Annotated in this window: 16 protein-coding genes; 13 read left to right on the plus strand and 3 right to left on the minus strand. The window is 71.5% G+C overall.

Features of this window, described 5'->3' with window-relative positions; genetic code table 11:
- The first annotated feature begins 1 nt into the window (after position 1).
- Positions 2-1,516: an Asp-tRNA(Asn)/Glu-tRNA(Gln) amidotransferase subunit GatB gene (gene gatB / locus AOJ26_RS14535; RefSeq protein ID WP_053848688.1), complete on the plus strand. Its 1,515-nt coding sequence runs from the start codon at positions 2-4 to the stop codon at positions 1,514-1,516.
- Positions 1,517-1,581: 65 nt separating this feature from the next.
- Here the strand turns inward: gatB and AOJ26_RS14540 are convergent, their stop codons facing one another.
- On the minus strand, positions 1,582-2,409 hold the full coding sequence (locus AOJ26_RS14540; RefSeq protein ID WP_053848689.1) for a methyltransferase domain-containing protein: 828 nt from the start codon (positions 2,407-2,409) through the stop codon (positions 1,582-1,584).
- A 140-nt stretch (positions 2,410-2,549) separates the two neighbouring features.
- On the opposite strand from AOJ26_RS14540, the gene AOJ26_RS14545 reads away from it, so the two are divergent.
- The 7 genes from AOJ26_RS14545 (at position 2,550) to AOJ26_RS14575 (ending at position 10,252) form a co-directional block, all read left to right on the plus strand.
- On the plus strand, positions 2,550-2,855 hold the full coding sequence (locus tag AOJ26_RS14545) for a hypothetical protein (RefSeq protein ID WP_053848690.1): 306 nt from the start codon (positions 2,550-2,552) through the stop codon (positions 2,853-2,855).
- Between the two features lie 193 nt (positions 2,856-3,048).
- Complete coding sequence (locus tag AOJ26_RS14550) at positions 3,049-5,277, plus strand: MMPL family transporter (protein ID WP_053848691.1); 2,229 nt, start codon at positions 3,049-3,051, stop codon at positions 5,275-5,277.
- Positions 5,255-5,830: a GNAT family N-acetyltransferase gene (locus AOJ26_RS14555; RefSeq protein ID WP_053848692.1), complete on the plus strand. Its 576-nt coding sequence runs from the start codon at positions 5,255-5,257 to the stop codon at positions 5,828-5,830. Before AOJ26_RS14550 ends, AOJ26_RS14555 begins: the two co-directional genes overlap by 23 nt.
- Before the next feature lie 35 nt (positions 5,831-5,865).
- The gene (locus tag AOJ26_RS14560) at positions 5,866-6,414 is read left to right on the plus strand and encodes a hypothetical protein (RefSeq protein ID WP_053848693.1); all 549 of its coding nucleotides are present in this window, start codon (positions 5,866-5,868) and stop codon (positions 6,412-6,414) included.
- Between the two features lie 195 nt (positions 6,415-6,609).
- A complete protein-coding gene (locus AOJ26_RS14565; protein ID WP_053848701.1) occupies positions 6,610-6,798 on the plus strand; it encodes a hypothetical protein in 189 nt (62 codons plus the stop codon).
- Between the two features lie 140 nt (positions 6,799-6,938).
- Positions 6,939-9,998: a helix-turn-helix transcriptional regulator gene (locus tag AOJ26_RS14570; RefSeq protein WP_053848702.1), complete on the plus strand. Its 3,060-nt coding sequence runs from the start codon at positions 6,939-6,941 to the stop codon at positions 9,996-9,998.
- Between the two features lie 35 nt (positions 9,999-10,033).
- Positions 10,034-10,252, plus strand: a complete 219-nt coding sequence (locus AOJ26_RS14575) for a DUF6191 domain-containing protein (protein ID WP_053848694.1) — start codon at positions 10,034-10,036, stop codon at positions 10,250-10,252.
- On the opposite strand, the gene AOJ26_RS14580 is transcribed toward AOJ26_RS14575, so the two are convergent.
- Both AOJ26_RS14580 and AOJ26_RS14585 read right to left on the minus strand, forming a co-directional pair.
- A complete protein-coding gene (locus AOJ26_RS14580; protein ID WP_053848695.1) occupies positions 10,245-11,423 on the minus strand; it encodes a PQQ-dependent sugar dehydrogenase in 1,179 nt (392 codons plus the stop codon). The genes AOJ26_RS14575 and AOJ26_RS14580 overlap by 8 nt on opposite strands.
- Before the next feature lie 121 nt (positions 11,424-11,544).
- A complete protein-coding gene (locus AOJ26_RS14585) occupies positions 11,545-12,543 on the minus strand; it encodes an aldo/keto reductase (protein WP_053848696.1) in 999 nt (332 codons plus the stop codon).
- Positions 12,544-12,618: 75 nt separating this feature from the next.
- On the opposite strand from AOJ26_RS14585, the gene AOJ26_RS14590 reads away from it, so the two are divergent.
- The 5 genes from AOJ26_RS14590 to ilvC form a co-directional block, all read left to right on the plus strand.
- Positions 12,619-13,569: a 2-hydroxyacid dehydrogenase gene (locus tag AOJ26_RS14590; RefSeq protein ID WP_078959893.1), complete on the plus strand. Its 951-nt coding sequence runs from the start codon at positions 12,619-12,621 to the stop codon at positions 13,567-13,569.
- A gap of 437 nt (positions 13,570-14,006) precedes the next feature.
- Entirely contained in the window at positions 14,007-17,003 is a 2,997-nt protein-coding gene (locus AOJ26_RS14595) for a putative bifunctional diguanylate cyclase/phosphodiesterase (RefSeq protein WP_053848698.1), read from the plus strand.
- A gap of 207 nt (positions 17,004-17,210) precedes the next feature.
- Entirely contained in the window at positions 17,211-19,055 is a 1,845-nt protein-coding gene (locus AOJ26_RS14600) for an acetolactate synthase large subunit (protein WP_086723922.1), read from the plus strand.
- Between the two features lie 21 nt (positions 19,056-19,076).
- Complete coding sequence (ilvN, locus tag AOJ26_RS14605) at positions 19,077-19,604, plus strand: acetolactate synthase small subunit (RefSeq protein WP_037712203.1); 528 nt, start codon at positions 19,077-19,079, stop codon at positions 19,602-19,604.
- A 110-nt stretch (positions 19,605-19,714) separates the two neighbouring features.
- Positions 19,715-20,463 (plus strand): ketol-acid reductoisomerase (ilvC, locus tag AOJ26_RS14610; protein ID WP_053848700.1); only part of this gene is annotated, 749 nt, incomplete at its 3' end.

Consider the following 20,463-nt stretch of genomic DNA (forward strand, 5'->3'; position numbering starts at 1 on the left):
CGTGACCACCACGACCGACCTGGTGTCGTACGAGGACGCTCTCGCGTCGTACGACCCCGTCATGGGCCTCGAGGTCCATGTCGAACTCGGCACCAAGACCAAGATGTTCTGCGGCTGTTCGACCGAGCTCGGTCAGGACGCCAACACGCAGACCTGCCCCGTCTGCCTCGGCCTGCCCGGCGCCCTCCCGGTCGTCAACGCGACCGGCGTGGAGTCGGCGATCAAGATCGGTCTCGCGCTGAACTGCGAGATCGCCGAGTGGTGCCGCTTCGCCCGGAAGAACTACTTCTATCCGGACATGCCGAAGAACTTCCAGACCTCCCAGTACGACGAGCCGATCGCCTTCAACGGCTACCTCGACGTCCAGCTCGAGGACGGCGAGACCTTCCGGGTGCAGATCGAGCGCGCCCACATGGAGGAGGACACCGGCAAGTCGACCCACGTGGGCGGCGCGACGGGCCGTATCCACGGCGCCTCGCACTCCCTGCTCGACTACAACCGCGCCGGGATCCCGCTCATCGAGATCGTCACCAAGCCGATCGAGGGCGCGGGCGAGCGTGCTCCCGAGGTCGCGCGGGCCTACGTCCGCGAGCTGCGCGAGGTCATCAGGGCGCTCGGCGTCTCCGAGGCCCGCATGGAGATGGGCCAGATGCGCTGCGACGTGAACCTGTCGCTGCGCCCGCACGGCACCGAGAAGTTCGGCACCCGTTCGGAGACGAAGAACGTCAACTCGCTGCGGTCCGTGGAGCGCGCGGCCCGCTTCGAGATCCAGCGGCACGCGGCCGTCCTGAGCAGCGGCGGGACGATCGTCCAGGAGACCCGGCACTTCCACGAGGACACGGGGTCGACGACCTCGGGCCGGGTGAAGGAGGAGGCCGAGGACTACCGGTACTTCCCCGAGCCGGACCTCGTGCCGGTGGCCCCCTCGCGCGAGTGGGTCGAACAGATCCGGGCGGCCCTGCCCGAGCTGCCGCTGGTGCGCCGCAACCGGCTCGTCGCCGAGTGGGGCATCACGGCCCTCGACATGCAGGCGATCCTCAACGCCGGTGCCCTGGACCTGATCGTCGCCACCATCGACGCCGGAGCCGACGCGGCCTCCGCCCGCAAGTGGTGGATGGGCGAACTCGCCCGCAGCGCCAACGAGTCCGGCAAGGCGCTCGACGAACTGGCCATCACCCCGGCGCAGGTCGCCCGGGTGACCGAGCTGGTCGCGAAGGGTGACCTGAACGACAAGCTGGCCCGCCAGGTCATCGAAGGCGTCCTCGCGGGCGAGGGCACCCCGGACGAGGTCGTCGAGAAGCGCGGTCTGAAGGTCGTGTCGGACGAGGGCGCCCTCGGCACCGCCGTCGACGAGGCCATCGCCGGCAACCCGGGCATCGCCGACAAGATCCGCTCCGGGAAGGTCGCCGCGGCCGGCGCCCTGGTCGGCGCGGTCATGAAGGCGACCCGCGGTCAGGCCGACGCGGCCCGCGTCAAGGAGCTGATCCTGGAGAAGCTGGGCGTCAGCGAAGGCTGAGCCGAAGCACGCGGTACGGCCCCGGAGGACATCGCCTCCGGGGCCGTACGGCTGTTCATGGCTGCTTACGGCTTTAGCTGCTTACGGCGTCCCACGAGCCGTACGAAGCCCAGCGAGCGGCCCTCGTCGGCCCGGACCATCTCGCCGACCTCGCGGGCCATCGTGCGGTGGAACTCCTCGGGGCTCTCCTCGGCGACCACCTCGCACCACAGCAGCCAGTCGCGCCAGCCGTCCGGCTGCCAGTCGGCCGTCTCCACCTCGACGGCCCCGCCGCGGGTCCAGTGGCGCCGCCACCAGTCGGCGGTGTGGAAGCACCAGAAGTCGGGCTGCCACCACTGCTTGAGGTGTTCCGGCGGCTCGGTGCCGTCCGGCTCCTCCCGCAGCGCCGGCACCACGACCCCGATCCGCCCGCCCGGCTTCAGCAGCCGGGTCAGCGTGGGCAGGTAGAGGTCGTCCGTGCCGAAGTACTGGTACGCGTCGATGCTCACGATCGCGTCGAAGCTGCCCTCGGCGAACGGCAGGTCGTGCGCCTCGGTGTGCACGGGCAGCACCCGGTCGGCGAACCCGGCCTCGGCGATGCGCCGCGCGTTCTCGTCCGGCCTTACCCACAGGTCGGCCGCGGTGACCTGGACGTCGTACTCCCGGGCCAAGAAGACCGAGGTCATCGCCCGGCCGCAGCCCAGGTCGAGCACGCGGGCGCAGGGGCGCAGGGTGTCCAGGCCGAGGGCCGGCGCGAGCCACTCCAGCAGCCACAGCGCGTTCGGGCCCATCTGGTTCTCGATGACCCAGCGGACGTCGTAGCTGTTGCTGCGGGGGTAGCGGGCCTGCGTCAGCCGTCGGGTGAGGTCCTCATTCGAGGTCTGCGAGGTCCTCGGGGTGATGTCGTTCGGCATCGGTGAACGGGCTCCTTGAGTCCTGAGAGACGGAAAGGGATACGGCGGAGCTCGGTCGGACGCTCAAACAACGCACCTGCTTCGGTCGGGGGCCGGACGGGCCCGGGTTCTCTCAGCCGAACACGCTACGCTCGCCCGCCATGAACGGTCCTCTGAATTCCGAGCCGTCCGACATACAGGAGGAGTACGACAGCCAGGCGCTGGACGCCCGGCGGGCCCGCTGGACGGCCTCCGGCACCGGCGCCCTGCTGGCCCTCGCCGGGCTGGCCGCGGCGGCGCTCCGCGCGGCCGGCACCGCCCCCGCGCTGGTGCCCGCGGCCTACGCCTTCGGTGCCGCGGTGTGCGCGCTCGCCGCGGTCCTGGGCTCCCGGGGACGCACCCGCAGAGCCCTGTGGCTGCTGATCGTCGGCGTCATGGTGATGGCGCTGGGCGACCAGTTCGACTGACGTGACAGAGTGAACGTTACTGTCCTGTGATCTGTCTCCCACTCCTGTGAATAAGCGCACGATGGCGGTAAACGATCACTTTTGCCTGCAAGAGTGGTCCAGGCATTGCTCATGCGTTCTTTGCGGGCGGTTCACCTCATGAACGACTGTTCCCGGTCAAAGATCCACAATTCACCACCCTGGGAGCACGTTCGTGGCAGCCCTCGCACGCTGGTGTGTCCGACGACGCCTGGTCGTCGTCCTCCTGTGGCTCCTCGCCCTCGGCGGGGTCAGCGCGGGTGCCGCCGTCGCCGGGTCCGCGTACTCGAACGACTACGAGGTCCCGGGCACCGAGTCGGGCCGCGCCACCCAGCTGCTCGAACACGGCTTCCCCGACCTCGGCGGCGACAGCGACACGGTCGTCTGGCACGTCACCTCGGGCTCCGTCCGGGACGCCGACGTCGAGCAGACGATGACCACCGCCCTGGGCGAGATCGCGGACCTGCCCGGGGTGAGCGCCGTGGTCAGCCCGTACGACGACGCGGGCGCCGGCCGGGTCAGCGCCGACGGGCACACCGCGTACGCCACCGTCACCTTCGCCGACTCGGCCGAGGACATCCACGCCTCCGAGGCCAGGGCCGTCGTGAAGACCGCCAAGGCCGCGGAGGCCGACGGGCTCCAGGTGGAGCTGGGCGGCAGCGCCATCGCCCTCACCGAACCCTCGGGCGGGCACGTCGCCGAGGTCGTCGGGGTCCTCGTGGCCGCCGTCGTGCTGTTCCTGGCCTTCGGTTCGCTCGCCGCCTCGCTGCTGCCCATCGCCACCGCCCTGGTCGGCGTGGGCACCGCCTGGGCGGGCATCGTGCTGCTCGGGCACACCATGACCGTCGCCGACTTCGCGCCCATGCTCGGCATGCTGATCGGACTCGGCGTCGGCATCGACTACGCGCTCTTCATCGTCACCAGACACCGGCGCGGCCTCAAACGCGGGCTGGGCGTCGCCGAGTCCGTCGAGAACGCCGTCACCACCACCGGGCGCGCGGTCGTCTTCGCGGGTGCCACCGTTTGCATCGCCCTGCTGGGCATGCTGATCCTGCGGCTCGGCTTCCTCAACGGCGTCGCGATCGCCGCCTCCCTGACCGTCGTCCTCACGGTCGCCGCGTCCGTGACCCTGCTGCCCGCCCTCCTTTCCCTCATCGGCATGCGCGCCCTGAGCCGGCGCGAGCGGCGCCGGCTCGCCGAGCACGGGCCCGAGCCGGAACTGCCGACCGGGTTCGCCCACCGCTGGTCCGCGTTCGTGGAACGGCACCCCAAGCTGCTCGGCGGGATCGCCCTGCTGGTTGTCACCGTCCTCGCCCTGCCCACGCTCGGCCTCCGGCTCGGCACCTCCGACCAGGGCAACGACCCGAGGTCCTCGACCACCCGGCAGGCCTACGACCTCCTCGCCGAGGGCTTCGGCCCCGGCGTCAACGGTCCGCTGACCCTGGTGACCCCCGTCGCGGGCGCCGAGGACAGACTCCGCCTCGACAACCTCGACGCCACCCTGCGCACCACCGAGGGCATCGCGTCCACCAGCCCGGTCAGCTACGACGCCGGCGGCGACCTCGCCTACTTCACGATCGTCCCCGACTCCGCCCCGCAGTCCCGGCAGACCAGCGACCTCGTGGACCGGCTGCGCACCGAGGTGCTGCCGCGCGCCGAGACCGGCACCTCCCTCGACATCCACGTCGGCGGGATGACCGCCTCGTACGACGACTTCGCCGATGTCATCGTCGGCAAGCTGCCCCTGTTCGTCGGCGTCGTCATCGGCCTGGGCTGTCTGCTGCTCCTGCTCGCCTTCCGCTCCGTCGGCATCCCGCTGAAGGCCGCCGCGATGAACGTCGCCGCCGTCGCCGCCGCCTTCGGGGTGGTCGTGGCGATCTTCCAGTGGGGCTGGGGGAGCGAACTGCTGGGGCTGGGCCGCGCCGGGCCCATCGAGCCCTTCCTGCCCGTGATCATGGTCTCGGTCCTCTTCGGGCTCTCCATGGACTACCAGGTCTTCCTGGTCAGCCGGATGTACGAGGAGTGGCTGGAGACCGGCGACAACCGGCGGGCCGTGCGTGTCGGCCTCGCCGAGACCAGCCGGGTGATCAACTCCGCCGCGGTCATCATGATCTCCGTCTTCCTCGCCTTCGTCCTCAGCGGCGACCGCGTGATCGCCATGTTCGGCATCGCGCTCGCCGCCGCCGTGGCCCTCGACGCCTTCGTCCTCCGCACGCTCCTCGTCCCCGCCCTCATGCACCTGCTCGGCGGCGCCAACTGGTGGCTGCCCGGCTGGCTGGACCGCCGCATGCCCCGCATCAGCATCGAACCGCCCGAGTGCCGCGCCGCGCATGAAAGGCTGGACGCGGTCGTGGAGCAACTGGAGAAGGAGCGGGACGGGGATGTACGCGATATCGCTGGGTGACGACGGGGCGGAACTGCGGCCCCTGGAGCCGTGGCACGCGGAGGAGTTCCTCGCCAACCTGGAGCGGGGCCGCGAGTTCATCGGGCAGTTCATCCCCTTCGGCTCCCAGGCCGTCGACGTGGCCTCCGCGCGCGAGACACTCCAGCGGTACGCGCGGATGCGCGCCGACGACACCGGCGGCTACCACGGCATCTGGCTGGACGGAAAGCTCGTCGGCGGGGTGCTCACCCTGAACTTCGACGCCGAGCAGGGCAACTGCGAGGTCGGCTGCTGGCTGGAGCCCGCCGCGACCGGCCGCGGACTGATCACCCGGGCCATGCGGGTGCTGATCGACTGGGTGGTCGAGGAACGCGGGATCCACCGGATCGAATGGGTCGCCGCGGCAGGGAACACGGCCAGCCTCAACGTCGCCCGGCGCCTGGGAATGACCCGCGACGGGGTCCGCCGCCAGGCCCACCCCTATCGTGGCGTACGGCACGACCTCGAGGTGTGGTCGGTTCTCGCCCCCGAGTGGCGTGCGGCACGCGCGCGTGCAGCCCGGAACGATCATTAAGAACCCTCTCAGACAGGATCCGTACGGTGCCCGACATGGGAACGAAGACTGCTGACGAAACCGGCGCCGAGGCCACGACCGACGAGCAGAAGGTGAGCGTCGCCACGACCGACGAGGTGACGGAGACGGAGGCCGTCGCGGCCGAGGGGATCGACGACGAGCCCGTCGAGGCCACCCGGAAGGAGGGCCCCACCGGCGTCGGCCAGGGCGCGGGTGCCGTCGTGTCCGCCGCGCTCGGCCTGGTCTCGCTCACCGGGAGCTGGATCGGCACGGTGGCCGCGGCCCGCGAGACCCTCGTCGGCCAGCTGGAGACCTCGTCCAGCGCGAGCGTCGCCAAGCAGGTCAAGGAGGTCTACGGCGACGCCTGGCAGACCACCGCGCTGTGGGGCGGCGTCTTCGCGCTGTTCGCCCTGGTCGTCGGTGTCGCGGTGCTGGCCCGGCCCGCCTTCGGCGCCCCCGGCAGGCCGCAGGCGGGGTGGATCAAGTCCGTCGCCTGGGGCGGTGTCGCGCTCGGGGTCATCGGTTTGCTCCTGGCCGTGCTCAAGTACACCGGCCTGCTGGTGGGCCTGCCCTCCGCGAGCTGAAGAACCGCAGGTCACGAGGGGTCTCAGAGCATCCGTAGGTACCTTACGGAGCTCCTGAGGCCCCTCTCGCGCGTCTAAGGCCCCCGCGGCCCCCGAAGATGCGGAACTCTCCCGATGTGGCGGACCCCCTCGGAGACGAAGGTGGAGGCATCGCAGAAAGCGAAGCCCGAAACCGACTCCGACAAGGACCACGCCATGTATGCCGAGTACGAGCTCTCCCAGTACCGTTCCGCCGAACTCCTCCGCCAGGCCGAGCACGAGCGGCTCGTCCGCGAGACCCTGCGCGGCCGCCGCGCCGCCCGCCGCGAAGCCGCCGAACGCACCGCGGAGGCCGATTCGCATACCGGCCGCCCCCGGCGGCACCGGTTCCTCCGCACGGCGTGAGCGCCGGGGGGAGGGAGGACGGCCGCACGGCACTGCCCGTCCCCGCGGCCACCGCCACGGCCGTCCTCCCTGCGATCGGGACCGGCCGGGAGACCGGGCCCGCCCCGAAAACGGGTGACGCGGTGTCGGACCCGCGTGCCATGCTCGGGCCCGTGGAGACCAGGTCCGTCAGTCCCGTGTTCGTCGGCCGCACCGAAGAACTGAACAGCCTGAACGAAGCGCTCTCCCGCGCCGCCGCGGGAGAGCCGCAGGCGTTGCTGCTCGGCGGCGAGGCCGGCGTCGGCAAGACCCGGCTCGTCGAGGAGTTCGCCACCGCCGCCTGCCGGCAGGGCGCGGTCGTCGCCCTCGGCGGCTGCGTGGAGATCGGCGCCGACGGACTGCCCTTCGCCCCCTTCTCCACCGCCCTGCGCGCCCTGCGCCGCGCCCTGCCCGAGGAACTGGCCGCCGCGGCCGCGGGCCAGGAGGAGGAACTGGCCCGGCTGCTGCCCGAGGTCGGCGAGGCGATCCCCGCCCGCGGCACCGGCCGCCACGACGAGGAGAGCATGGCCCGCCTCTTCGAACTCACCGCCCGCCTCCTGGAACGCGTCGCCGCCGAACGCACCGTCGTCGTCGCCCTGGAGGACCTGCACTGGGCCGACGCCTCCACCCGCCACCTCCTGGCCTACCTCTTCCGCACCCTGCGCACCGGCCGCCTGGTCGTCCTCGCCACCTACCGCGCCGACGACATCCACCGCCGCCACCCGCTGCGCCCCCTGCTCGCCGAACTCGACCGGCTGCGCACGGTCCGCCGCATCGAACTCGGCCGCTTCAACCGGGACGAGGTGAGCCGCCAGATAGCCGGGATCCTCGCCACCGAGCCCCACCCCGCCCAGGTCGACGAGATCTTCGAACGCTCCGACGGCAACGCCTTCTTCGTCGAGGAACTCGCCGTCTGCGCCACCGAGGGCTGCGGCCCGGGGCTCACCGACTCGCTGCGGGACCTGCTCCTGGTGCGCGTCGAGGGGCTGCCCGAGAGCACCCAGCGGGTCGCCCGGGTCGCCGCCGAGGGCGGCTCCACCGTGGAGTACCGGCTCCTCGCCGCCGTCACCCGGCTCGCCGAGGACGACCTCATCGAGGCGCTGCGGGTCGCCGTCAACGCCAACATCCTCATCCCGGCACCCGACGGCGACGGCTACCGCTTCCGGCACTCCCTGGTCCGCGAGGCCGTCGCCGACGACCTGCTGCCCGGCGAACGCTCCCGCCTCAACCGCCGCTACGCCGAAGCCCTGGAGGCCGACCCCACGCTCGTCCCCGCCGACGAGCGGGTCATGCGGCTGGCCAGCTACTGGTACCACGCCCACGACGCCGCCAAGGCGCTGCCCGCCGTCCTGGACGCCTCCGTCACCGCCCGCCGCCGGCACGCCTACTCCGAACAGCTCCGGCTCCTGGAACGCGCGATGGAGCTGTGGGACTCCACCCCCGAGGACGTCCGGGCCGCCCTGCGCCCCGTCGACTACACCGAGGTCTACCCTCCCTGCGGCTGCGACCCCGCCACCACTCCGCTGCGCTACCTCGACCTGATGGCCGAGGCCGCCGTCGCCGGCCGGCTGGGCGGCGAACGCGAACGCGCCCTGAAGATCACCAAGCGGGCGCTGAACCTCCTGGAGGACGACGGCGACCCGCTGCGCGCCGCCTGGTTCTGGGTCCAGCGCTCCCATCTCGTCCAGGGACTGGCCCGCGGCGACGGCTGGGCCGAACTGGCCACCGCCGAGGACCTGGTCCGCGGCCTGCCGCCGTCCGAGGTGCACGCCGAGGTCCTCGCCAACGTCGCCCACTGGTCCATGATCCACATCCCGGGACCGGAGGCCATCCTGGCCGCCGAGCGCGCCGTGGAGTACGCCCGCATGGTCGACGCACGCGAGATCGAGATGAACGCGCGACTCACCCACGCGGGCCTCGCCGTCGAGTCCGGTGGTGTCGAGACCGGGCTGGCCGAGATGTTCGCGATCCTGCGGCAAGCTCTCGACGACGGCACCTCCGCCGTCGCCAGCCGGGTCTACGTCAATCTGCCCAGCGCCCTCGAAGCCATCGGACGGTCCCGGGAAGCCGTGCCGATCCTGGAAGAAGGGATCGGCTACGCCCGGCAGTTCGGCCTGTCCGACAAGGAAGCCTGGATCTGGGGCAACCTCGCCGAGTCCCTCTTCTCCCTGGGCCGCTGGGACCAGGCCGCGGAAGCCGCCACCCGGGCCGAACTCGTCGGTCAGAGCGCCAAGCCCCGCGCCTTCCACGCCGTGAACCGGGCGGCGCTCGCCCTCTCCCGCGGCAACCTCACCGAAGCCGCACGTCAACTGGACGCCGCGCGCGGCTACTTCGGCTCCCACGACCAGGCTCCCCAGCATGAACTCCCCCTCGCCGACATCACCATCGCAGTCGCCGCCGGCGAAGGCCGCCTCCTGGACGCCCGCGCCGAACTGGAACGCGTCCTGGACTCCGGCTTCCCGCCCGGCACCCAGCGCTACGCCTGGCCCCTGCTGCTCACCGCGGCCACCATGGAGGCCGACAGCCTCGGCCTGCCCGTCGCCGAACAGGGCCGTTCGAAGATCCTCCACCGCATCCGGGAGGCCGCCAGGCCCCTCGCCACCCATGCGCCCGTCTGGCTGGCCCACGACCGCTGGCTCCGCGCCGAACTGCTGCGCGCCGAGTGCGCCGACACCCCGGACCACTGGTACGAGGCCCTCAGCGCCGTCGAGCCCCTGGAACGCCCCTACGACCTCGCCCGCGTCCGCCACCGGCTCGCCGCGGCCCTCCTGTCCGCCCCCGGCGGCACCGAGCAGCCCGAACGCGAGCGGGCCACCGAACTGCTCCGCCTCGCCCATGCCGCCGCCGACCACCTCGGCGCCCGGCCGCTCGCCGACGCGGTCCTGCTGCTCGCCCGGCGCGCCCGCCTCACCCTGACCGCGGCCCCGGTGCCCGACCGCGTCGACCCGGTCCGCTCCCTCGGCCTCACCGGCCGCGAACGCGACGTCCTGCGCCTGGTCGCGCTGGGCCGCACCAACCGCCAGATCGCGGAGGAACTCTTCATCTCCCCGAAGACGGCCAGCGTCCACGTGTCCAACATCCTCGCCAAGCTCGGCGTCTCCGGACGGGGAGAAGCGGCGGCGGTGGCGCACCGGCTCGGGCTCTTCCCGGCGGAGGCTCTCCGGGCGCCGATCGCCGAGTGAGGCGTACGGTGGAGGGGACCGGCCGGGGAGGCTGCATGTTCAACATGTTCGAGGAACTGTTCGCGCCTGGCCGGAAGCACACCCGGGACGAACAGAACCGGCTGGAGCTGACCCGCGAGGACGTCGGCGACGGCGACCCCGGACGCGGGCCGATAGACCTCACGTCCGGGAAGGTCGTCGTCCGCAGGCCCGAGCCGGACGAGGGCGAGGCCCCGGGCACGGACCGGGATCCGGACGAGCAACCGGCTAGCTGACCTGTATCTCCAGGATCCTGTCGTCCCCCGCCTTAGGGCTGCCGCGGCCGTCGGTGTTGCTGGTGACGAGCCACAGCTTGTCCCCGCCCGCGGAGACCACCGTGCGCAGCCGACCGTACTCACCCTCCAGGAAGGCCTGCGGGGCAGCCGAGGCCGCTGTGCCCTCCAACGGGACGCGCCACAGGCGCCGGCCCTTGAGACCGGCCATCCAGACCGAGCCCTCGGCGTAGGCGACACCGCTGGGGGAGGCGTCGTCGGTGTGCCACTGGGTCACCGGGTTGTGGAACTTGCTGTCGTCGGACTTGCCCTCGGCCGTGGGCCAGCCGTAGTTGTCGCCCGGCTTGATCGCGTTCAGCTCGTCCCAGGTGTCCTGGCCGAACTCCGAGGCGAACAACCGCTGCTTGGAGTCCCAGGCGAGACCCTGCACATTGCGGTGGCCGTAGGAGTACACGGGCGAGTCCGGGAAGGGGTTGCCCGGGGCCGGGTCGCCCTCCGGGGTCAGGCGCAGGATCTTGCCGCCCAGGGACCCGCGGTCCTGGGACAGGCCGGTGTTGCCGCTCTCACCGGTGCCCGCGTACAGCATGCCGTCCGGGCCGAACGCGATCCGGCCGCCGTTGTGGATGAAGCCCTTCGGGATGCCCTTGAAGACGGTGTCGGGGGCGCCCAACTGTTCACCGGACGCCTTCTGCTCGTCGTACACCATCCTGACCACGCGGTTGTCCGAGTCGGAGGTGAAGTAGGCGTAGACCATGTGGTCCGAGGCGTAGTCCGGGGACAGGGCGATGCCCAGCAGACCGCCCTCACCGGCCGCGGACACCCCGGAGACCCGGCCCAGCTCCGTCTTCCTGCCCGACTGCCCGTCGACCCGGGTGATCGTGCCCTCGTCCCGTGAGGAGACGAGCAGGTCGCCGTCCGGGAGCGGGGCGAGGCCCCAGGGGGTCTTGAGTCCCTCGGCGACCGTGCGCACCACCTTCACCGAGCCCTTCGCCGGCGGGGTCGCCTCCGCCGCCTGCCGGGTGGGGGAGGAGCCCGCGGCCGTACTGCCCGAAGAGGCGCGGTCGCCGCCCGTCGCGTCACCGCCGCCCCCTCCGCCGTCGGAGGAGCAGCCGGCCGTCAGCAGGAGCGTGGTCGCGGCCAGCACGGCCGTCACAGCTCGACGATGCACGATCATGGTCCCTTCGAAGCGGCGGGTTCTACCTGTCATACACCGCTCGCGCCTCCCAGGTTCCCGATCTCCGGACCCCGATGCGCACACCTCGCCGTCCGCCCCGATCCGCACCCGCCTGGACCCGCTAGTCCCACGACCCCTGCGCCGGTGGAAGTGCCCCCACCTCCGTGAGGTCCTGGGCCGTCAGCCGGAGTGCGGCCGCCCTCGCGTTCTCCGTCGTCCAGCGCTCCTGCTTGGTGCCCGGTACCGGGACCACGTGGCGGCCCTGTGCCAGGACCCACGCCAGTGCCACCTGGGCCGGGGTCACCCCCTCGCCGTGCCGGGCCGCGATGCGGCGCAGACCGGAGACGATCGGCTGGTTCGCGGCCATCATCTCGGCCGTGAAGCGGGGGTGGCGGGCGCGGACGTCGTCCGGTTCGAAGCCCTCGCCCGGGGTCAGGGTGCCGGTCAGGAAGCCGTTGCCGAGGGGCATCGCCGCGAGGAAGCCGATCCCGCGCTCCGCGCACCACGGCACCAGGGTCTCCAGAGCCTCCGGCGACCACACCGACAGCTCCGCCTCCACCGCGCTCACCGGGAAGACCTGCTGGATGCGCCGCAACTGCCGGATCGTGCCGTCGTACAGGTGCGTTCCGGAGCGGCGCCCGCCCCGCGCCCCCATCGCGCAGAGCCCCAACGACCGTACCTTCCCGGCCTGTACGAGTTCCGCCATCGCACCCCAGGTCTCCTCGACCGGGACCTCGGGGTCCTCGCGGTGCAGTTGGTAGAGGTCGATCACATCGGTCTGGAGCCGCCGCAGGGAGGCGTCGCAGGCCCTTCTCACATAGCCGGGGCGGCCGTTGGCCACGATGTGCTGCTCGCCCACCAGCAGTCCGACCTTGGTCGACACGAACGCGTCCTGGCGCCGTTCCTTCAACACCCGCCCCAGCAACAGCTCGTTGGTGAACGGGCCGTACATGTCGGCCGTGTCCAGCAGTGTCGAGCCCAGATCCAGCGCCCGGTGCACGGCCCGGACCGACTCGTCGCCCCGCTGCCGCGACCCGCTGTAGGCCCAGCTCATCGGCATGCACCCGAGTCCGACGGCTCCCACCGCGAGCGCCGCCGCGCCGATCGTCCTGCGCTCCACCTGCTCGTGACCCTCCCTCTTCCGGCCCCCAACCTAACCTCTGGGCCTGCGGGCGCCTGACATAGCCTCCGGAGCATGAGTGCTGACGTGTGGCTGCCGATCCCGCCCGACGACATCGAGGGGCTCCCCGAGGGCCCCGACTACCGCTTCTGGAACGGCCAGGAGGACTTCCCGGCCGACCCGGCCGACTGCGCCTACTACGTCGTCCCCTACATGAAGCCCCTGGACGTCGTCCTGCGTCCGATGCCCCACCTGAGTTCCGTCGAGGTCGTGCAGACGCTGTCGGCGGGCGTCGACAACGTGACCCCTGGCCTGAAGCACCTGCGTCCCGGTGTGCGGTTGTGCAACGCGCGCGGTGTGCACGAGGCGAGCACCGCCGAACTCACGCTCACCCTGATCCTCGCCTCGCTGCGCGGCATCCCCGACTTCGTGCGCGCCCAGGACAAGGGGGAGTGGCGCGGCGGGTTCCGGCCCGCGCTCGCCGACAAGAGCGTCCTCATCGTCGGTTACGGCTCGATCGGCTCCGCCATCGAGGACCGGCTCGTGCCGTTCGAGGTCGCGCGGGTGGCGCGCGTCGCGCGCTCCGCGCGCACCACGGAGCGCGGCCCCGTGCACCCGCTCGCCGAACTGCCCGCCCTGCTCCCCGAGGCGGACGTCGTCATCCTGTCCACGCCCCTCGACGAGACCACGCGTCATCTGGCCGACGCCGAGTTCCTTGCCCGTATGAAGGACGGCGCACTTCTCGTGAACGTCGCCCGCGGCCCGGTCGTCGACACCAAGGCGCTGCTCGCCGAGCTGGAGAGCGGCCGCATCACCGCCGCCCTCGACGTCACCGACCCCGAGCCGCTGCCCCCGGGCCACCCCTTGTGGCAGGCGCCGGGCGTACTCGTCAGTCCCCATGTCGGGGGACCCACGTCCGCGTTCCTGCCGCGCGCCAAACGCCTGTTGGCGGACCAGTTGAACCGTTATGTGAACCAGGAGCCCCTGCGCAACGTGATCCTTACGACGGGGTCCGACGGCGCGTGACGGGTACGCAGCGCACCGGCGGGCGCGGGCGCGCAACGGGCGTGTAATCCGTTTCCGGTACCCTCCGCAACCTTTCGGACGCGGTCCGTGCCCGCATCGCCGCTGGTCGTCACGGAGCGTAGAGGAACTATGTCCCTGAGTGACGAGACTGGTGTATCGTCCCGACAGGGGCTGCGCCGCGCACCGTTCGGCGCCGGGGATGGACATTGCAGACTGTGAGGGGGGCGACGGGCGATGCACGGCCTATGGACCAACCATCCGACGCGGCGGGGCCGCCGGCTCCGACCCTGGCACACGGCCGCGCGCAGACGCGGCCACCACGCCGGTCACGGCGGTCACCACAGCCATCACCGCAGGCACAGCAGCCGCAGGAGGCATGCGCACCCGGCGCACCCGGACCCCCGGGACCCCGGAGCGGCGCGGACCGGGAGGGCCCGGTGACCTCGCCCCCGTCTCCCACGACCACCCTCGACGGAGCGCTGCGGGCCCGGCCCGCGCGAGGGGCGCTGCCCTCCCGGCCGCCGGTCTCCCGCCGCGGGTCGAGCCTGGTCCACCAGCTCCTGCTCGCCCTGGTGTGCGCGGGCTACGCCATCGGCTCCGCGCTCGGCTGGGGCTCGCGCGAAGTGGCCCTGGTCATGGGCGACTTCGGCCTGAGCGCCGCGGCGGCCGCCGCCGCCGTGTCGTGCTTCGTCTACGCCCGTAACCGCCGGGTCCGCTTTCGACCCGCCTGGCTGCTCTTCGCGCTGTCCTCGACGATGGCCTCCCTCGGCAACCTGATCTGGGGGTGGTACGAGGTCGTCCTGGGCCGGGAGGTGCCCAACCCCAGCTACGCCGACCTGTTCTTCCTGTGCTTCGCGCCGCCCGCCATCGTGGGTCTGCTGGTCCTCGCCAAGCGGCCGGTGACCAAGGCGGGCTGGGTCTGCCTAGGCCTCGACTCCTGGCTGATCGGCGGCTCGCTGCTGACGCTCTCCTGGAGCCTGGCCCTCGCCCAGGCGGCGAAGTCCGAGGGGCCGAGCGTCGCGCACACCGCGCTGTCCCTGGCGTACCCGATGCTGGACATCGCCCTCGTCAGCATGGTCCTCGCCCTGCACTTCCGGCGCTCGGCGGTCAACCGCACCGCGGTGAACACCGCCATCGGCGCGCTCGCCCTGACCGTCATGTGCGACGCCCTGTTCACCTCGCCGCTGCTGCACAACAGCTACCGCTCCGGCCAGTTGCTGGACGCGGGATGGTTCGCCGGCTCCCTGCTCCTCGCCTACGCCCCCTGGGCCGCGCCCCGGCACCCCGAGGGCGACCGGCAGCGGCCGGCCGGGCACACGCGCGTGGTGCGCGAACACCTGCCCAGGCAGCGGTTCGGGATCCAGCACCACCCGTCCGCGCAGGGAGCGCCGGGCGGTGAACAGGGCCGGTATCCGGCCACCCGGCCCATCACCGGGTCGCTGGCCGCCCTCACGCCGTACCTCGCCGCCGCGGTCTGCACCCTGGGGATCCTCTACAACGTCCTCAACGGCCGCAGCGTGGACCGGGTGGTGCTGCTCACCGGCGGCACCGTCGTGCTCGCCCTCGTGGTGCGCCAGGGCATCATGCTGCTCGACAACATCACCCTCACCCAGGAACTCGCGCAGAAGGAGAACCACTTCCGCTCCCTGGTGCAGGGCTCCAGCGACGTCATCATGATCGCCGCGCCCAACGGCATCCTCCGGTACGTCTCCCCGGCCGCCGCCGGTGTCTACGGACGCCCCGCCGAGGAGCTCGTGGGCACGGAACTGGCCGGTCTGATCCACCCGGAGGACCTGGGCTGCGTGGTGCACGAGGTGCGGCGCTTCCTGGCCGCCAACCCCCTGGAGGAACCCACCACCCGCATCGAGTGCCGCTTCCGGTCCGGCGACGGCGGCTGGCTCAACGTCGAGTCCACCATCAACCGCCACCACGGCGGCCTCATCTTCAACAGCCGGGACGTGACCGAGAGAGTGCGCCTGCAGGCACAGCTCCAGCACAACGCCGAGCACGACCCGCTGACCGACCTGCCCAACCGCGCCCTGTTCACCCGGCGCGTCCAGCAGGCCCTGTCCGGCCGCCGTTCCTCCGACCGCGGCACGGCCGTCCTCTTCATCGACCTGGACGGCTTCAAGGCCGTCAACGACACGATCGGGCACCAGGCCGGGGACGAGCTGCTGGTCCAGGCCGCCCGCAGACTGCAGGACGCGGTCCGGTACGGCGACACCGCCTCCCGGCTCGGCGGGGACGAGTTCGCCGCGCTGATCGTCGGGGACGGCACCCGTGACCGCACCGCCCGCGAGGGCAACATCCTGGAGCTCGCCGACCGCCTCAGGGTCACGCTCTCGCAGCCGTACCTCATCGACGGCAACGATGTCCGGGTCGCCGCCTCCATCGGGGTCGCCTTCGCCGAGCCCGGCCTCGGAGCGGGCGAGATCCTGCGCAACGCGGACCTCGCGATGTACCGCGCCAAGGCGGGCGGCAAGGGCCGGGTCGAGCTGTACGCGCCGCAGATGCAGCAGGACGTCGTACGCAAGGCGGAGCTGGCCACGCGTCTGCGTGCCGCGCTGCACGACGGCGAGTTCGCCCTGCTGCACCAGCCCGTCGTCTGCCTGGAGGACGGCCGGATCACATCGGTCTCGGCCCAGGCGCGCTGGCGCTCCTCCCAGGGAGTGCTGTTCACGCCCGCCGAGTTCCTGCGGGTGGCCGAGGACAGCGACAAGACGCAGGAGCTGGGCCGCTGGATCCTTGAGGAGGCCGTGGAGCAGGCCGCCGAGCGGGCCGCGAACGGGCTCACCGTGCCCGTGGCGGTCCGGATGGGCGCCCAGCGGCTCCTGGACCGCTCGCTGCCCCTGGGGTCCGTCGAGGCACTGCTGACCCGGCACGGACTGCCGTCCGGCTCCCTGGTCATCGAGCTCTCCGACACCGACCCCCGGGTCTCGCTGGACGAGCTGGAACGCCGGCTGACCGCGCTCCGGCGCGTAGGCGTCCGGATCGCCCTGGACGGCTTCGGCAGCGGCTACGCGGCGATCACCGCGCTGCGCAAACTCCCGGTGGACGTGCTGAAGCTCGACCGCAGCCTGGTCGAGGGCGTCGTCGAGTCCGCCCGCCTGCACAAGATCACCAGCGGGCTGCTCAGGATCGCCGGGGACCTCGGGCTGCAGTCCGTGGCCGACGGGGTGGACCTGCCCGAACAGGTCGTCGCCCTGCGCGCGATGGGCTGCACGCACGGGCAGGGCATGGCGTTCGCCGGGCCGCTGGACGAGTACCGGCTGCGCAGGGCGCTGGCCTCGGGGTGCTACCCGGTGCCGCACGGCCCCGCGGAGCCCGCGTTCGTGGGCGGCGGTACGGGCGGGTACAGCGCAGGCATGACCGCCGTACTCGGTGGTGGGACGGCCCTCCGCTCACATAATGAGACTCCCGTCCCACCCACTTGACAGTGAGTGCGTGCCGGGGGGAGGGTCAGTCTCATGCGCACCCGAATTCTCGTACTTGGAAAGCGCGTCGGCTGACGCTGAGCCACAGACCGCTCAGCGATCCCCACCCGGCGCGCTCCCCTCGCTTGCCTTACGGCACGAGGGGTTTTTTGTTGCCCAGTCTCCCCACCTCAGCTTCACACCCTCAGCATCGAGAAGAGAATGACGATGACCGAGCAGGCCACCGGGGCCCATCCGCAGCCGCGGCCCCGATCCGGAGGACAGCAGTCCGCCCCCGAGCACGTCACGGGCGCGCAGTCCCTCATCCGCTCTCTCGAGGAGGTCGGCGCCGAGACGGTATTCGGCATCCCCGGTGGCACGATCCTTCCGGCGTACGACCCGCTGATGGACTCCACCAAGGTGCGCCACATCCTGGTCCGTCACGAGCAGGGCGCGGGCCACGCGGCCACCGGTTACGCGCAGGCGACAGGCAAGGTCGGCGTCTGCATGGCGACCTCGGGACCGGGCGCGACCAACCTGGTCACCCCGATCGCCGACGCGCAGATGGACTCGGTGCCGCTGGTCGCGATCACCGGACAGGTGGTGTCCTCGGCCATCGGCACGGACGCCTTCCAGGAGGCGGACATCGTCGGCATCACCATGCCGATCACCAAGCACAGCTTCCTGGTCACCAAGGCCGAGGACATTCCCCGGGTGATCGCGCAGGCGTTCCACATCGCGTCCACCGGCCGCCCCGGCCCGGTCCTGGTCGACATCCCCAAGGACATCCTCCAGACGAAGACCACCTTCTCCTGGCCGCCCGTCATGGACCTGCCCGGCTACCGCCCGGTGACCAAGCCGCACGCCAAGCAGATCCGTGAGGGTGCCAAGCTGATCACCCAGGCGAAGCGGCCCGTCCTCTACGTCGGCGGCGGTGTCCTCAAGGCCGGCGCCACCGCCGAGCTGAAGGTCCTCGCCGAACTCACCGGAGCCCCCGTCACCACCACCCTGATGGGGCTCGGCGCGTTCCCCGACAGCCACCCGCTGCACGTGGGAATGCCGGGCATGCACGGTTCGGTCACCGCCGTCACCGCGCTGCAGAAGGCCGACCTGATCGTCGCCCTCGGTACCCGTTTCGACGACCGCGTCACCGGCAAGCTGGACAGCTTCGCCCCGCACGCCAAGATCGTCCACGCCGACATCGACCCGGCCGAGATCGGCAAGAACCGCGCCGCCGACGTGCCGATCGTCGGGGACGCCCGCGAGGTCATCGCGGACCTGATCCAGGCCGTCCAGAAGGAGCACAGCGAGGGCCACCAGGGCGACTACAGCGCCTGGTGGAAGGACCTGTCCCGCTGGCGCGAGACCTACCCGCTCGGCTACGACCTGCCCGCCGACGGCTCGCTCTCCCCGCAGCAGGTCATCGAGCGGATCGGGCAGCTGGCCCCGGAGGGCACGATCTTCGCGGCGGGCGTCGGCCAGCACCAGATGTGGGCCGCGCACTTCATCCAGTACGAGAAGCCCGCCACTTGGCTGAACAGCGGCGGCGCCGGAACCATGGGCTACGCGGTCCCGGCCGCGATGGGCGCCAAGGCCGGCGTGCCGGGCAACACCGTCTGGGCGATCGACGGCGACGGCTGCTTCCAGATGACCAACCAGGAACTGACCACCTGCGCCCTGAACAACATCCCCATCAAGGTCGCCATCATCAACAACGGCGCCCTCGGGATGGTCCGCCAGTGGCAGACCCTCTTCTACAACCAGCGCTACTCCAACACCGTGCTGCACAGCGGCCCGGAGGACATCAACCCGGACGCGAAGGGCACGCGCGTGCCGGACTTCGTGAAGCTGTCCGAGGCGATGGGCTGCGTGGGTCTGCGCTGCGAGCGCCCGGAGGACCTGGACAAGGTCATCGCGGAGGCCAACTCCATCAACGACCGCCCGGTCGTCGTGGACTTCATCGTCCACGAGGACGCGATGGTGTGGCCGATGGTCGCCGCCGGCACCTCCAACGACGAGATCATGGCCGCCCGGGACGTCCGCCCCGACTTCGGCGACAACGAAGACGACTGAGAGCCGTAAAGGAAGCAGATCATGTCCAAGCACACGCTCTCCGTCCTGGTGGAGAACACCCCGGGCATCCTGGCCCGGATCGCCGCCCTGTTCTCGCGCCGCGGCTTCAACATCGACTCGCTCGCGGTCGGTGTCACCGAGCACCCCGAGATCTCCCGGATCACGATCGTGGTCAGCGTGGTCGACGAACTGCCGCTGGAGCAGGTGACCAAGCAGCTCAACAAGCTCGTCAACGTCCTGAAGATCGTCGAACTGGAGCCGGGTTCCGCGGTTCAGCGCGAACTCGTTCTGGTGAAGGTGCGCGCCGACAACGAGACGCGCTCCCAGATCGTCGAGATCGTCCAGCTGTTCCGGGCCAAGACCGTGGACGTCTCCCCGGAGGCCGTCACCATCGAGGCCACCGGTTCCAGCGACAAGCTGTCCGCGATGCTGAAGATGCTGGAGCCCTTCGGCATCAAGGAGCTGGTCCAGTCCGGCACCATCGCGATCGGCCGCGGCGCCCGCTCCATCACGGACCGCTCGCTGCGCGCCCTCGACCGCAGCGCCTGACACCGGCTACGGGCGGCTCCGGCCGCCCGTATGCCGAGACCCCGAGACTTCATCCCATCCCGCCGTCATACGGTGGGACGCAACACCTGCACCCAAGGAGAGAACCCAAAGTGGCCGAGCTGTTCTACGACGCCGACGCCGACCTGTCCATCATCCAGGGCCGCAAGGTCGCGGTCATCGGTTACGGCAGCCAGGGCCACGCCCACGCGCTGTCGCTCCGTGACTCGGGTGTCGACGTGCGTGTCGGTCTGCACGAGGGCTCCAAGTCCAAGGCCAAGGCCGAGGAGCAGGGCCTGCGCGTGGTGACGCCGTCCGAGGCCGCCGCCGAGGCCGACGTCATCATGATCCTGGTCCCGGACCCGATCCAGGCCCAGGTCTACGAGGAGTCCATCAAGGACAACCTGAACGACGGCGACGCGCTGTTCTTCGGCCACGGCCTGAACATCCGCTTCGACTTCATCAAGCCGCCGGCCAACGTCGACGTCTGCATGGTCGCCCCGAAGGGCCCGGGCCACCTCGTCCGTCGCCAGTACGAGGAGGGCCGCGGCGTTCCGTGTATCGCGGCCGTCGAGCAGGACGCGTCGGGCAACGCCTTCGCGCTCGCGCTGTCGTACGCCAAGGGCATCGGCGGCACCCGCGCCGGCGTCATCAAGACGACCTTCACCGAGGAGACCGAGACCGACCTGTTCGGTGAGCAGGCCGTGCTCTGCGGTGGTACGGCCGCGCTGGTCAAGGCCGGTTTCGAGACGCTGACCGAGGCCGGCTACCAGCCGGAGATCGCGTACTTCGAGTGCCTGCACGAGCTCAAGCTGATCGTGGACCTCATGTACGAGGGCGGCCTGGAGAAGATGCGCTGGTC

This window comes from Streptomyces sp. NRRL B-24085, assembly GCF_001282115.1.
In the GTDB taxonomy this organism is placed as follows: Bacteria; Actinomycetota; Actinomycetes; order Streptomycetales; family Streptomycetaceae; genus Streptomyces.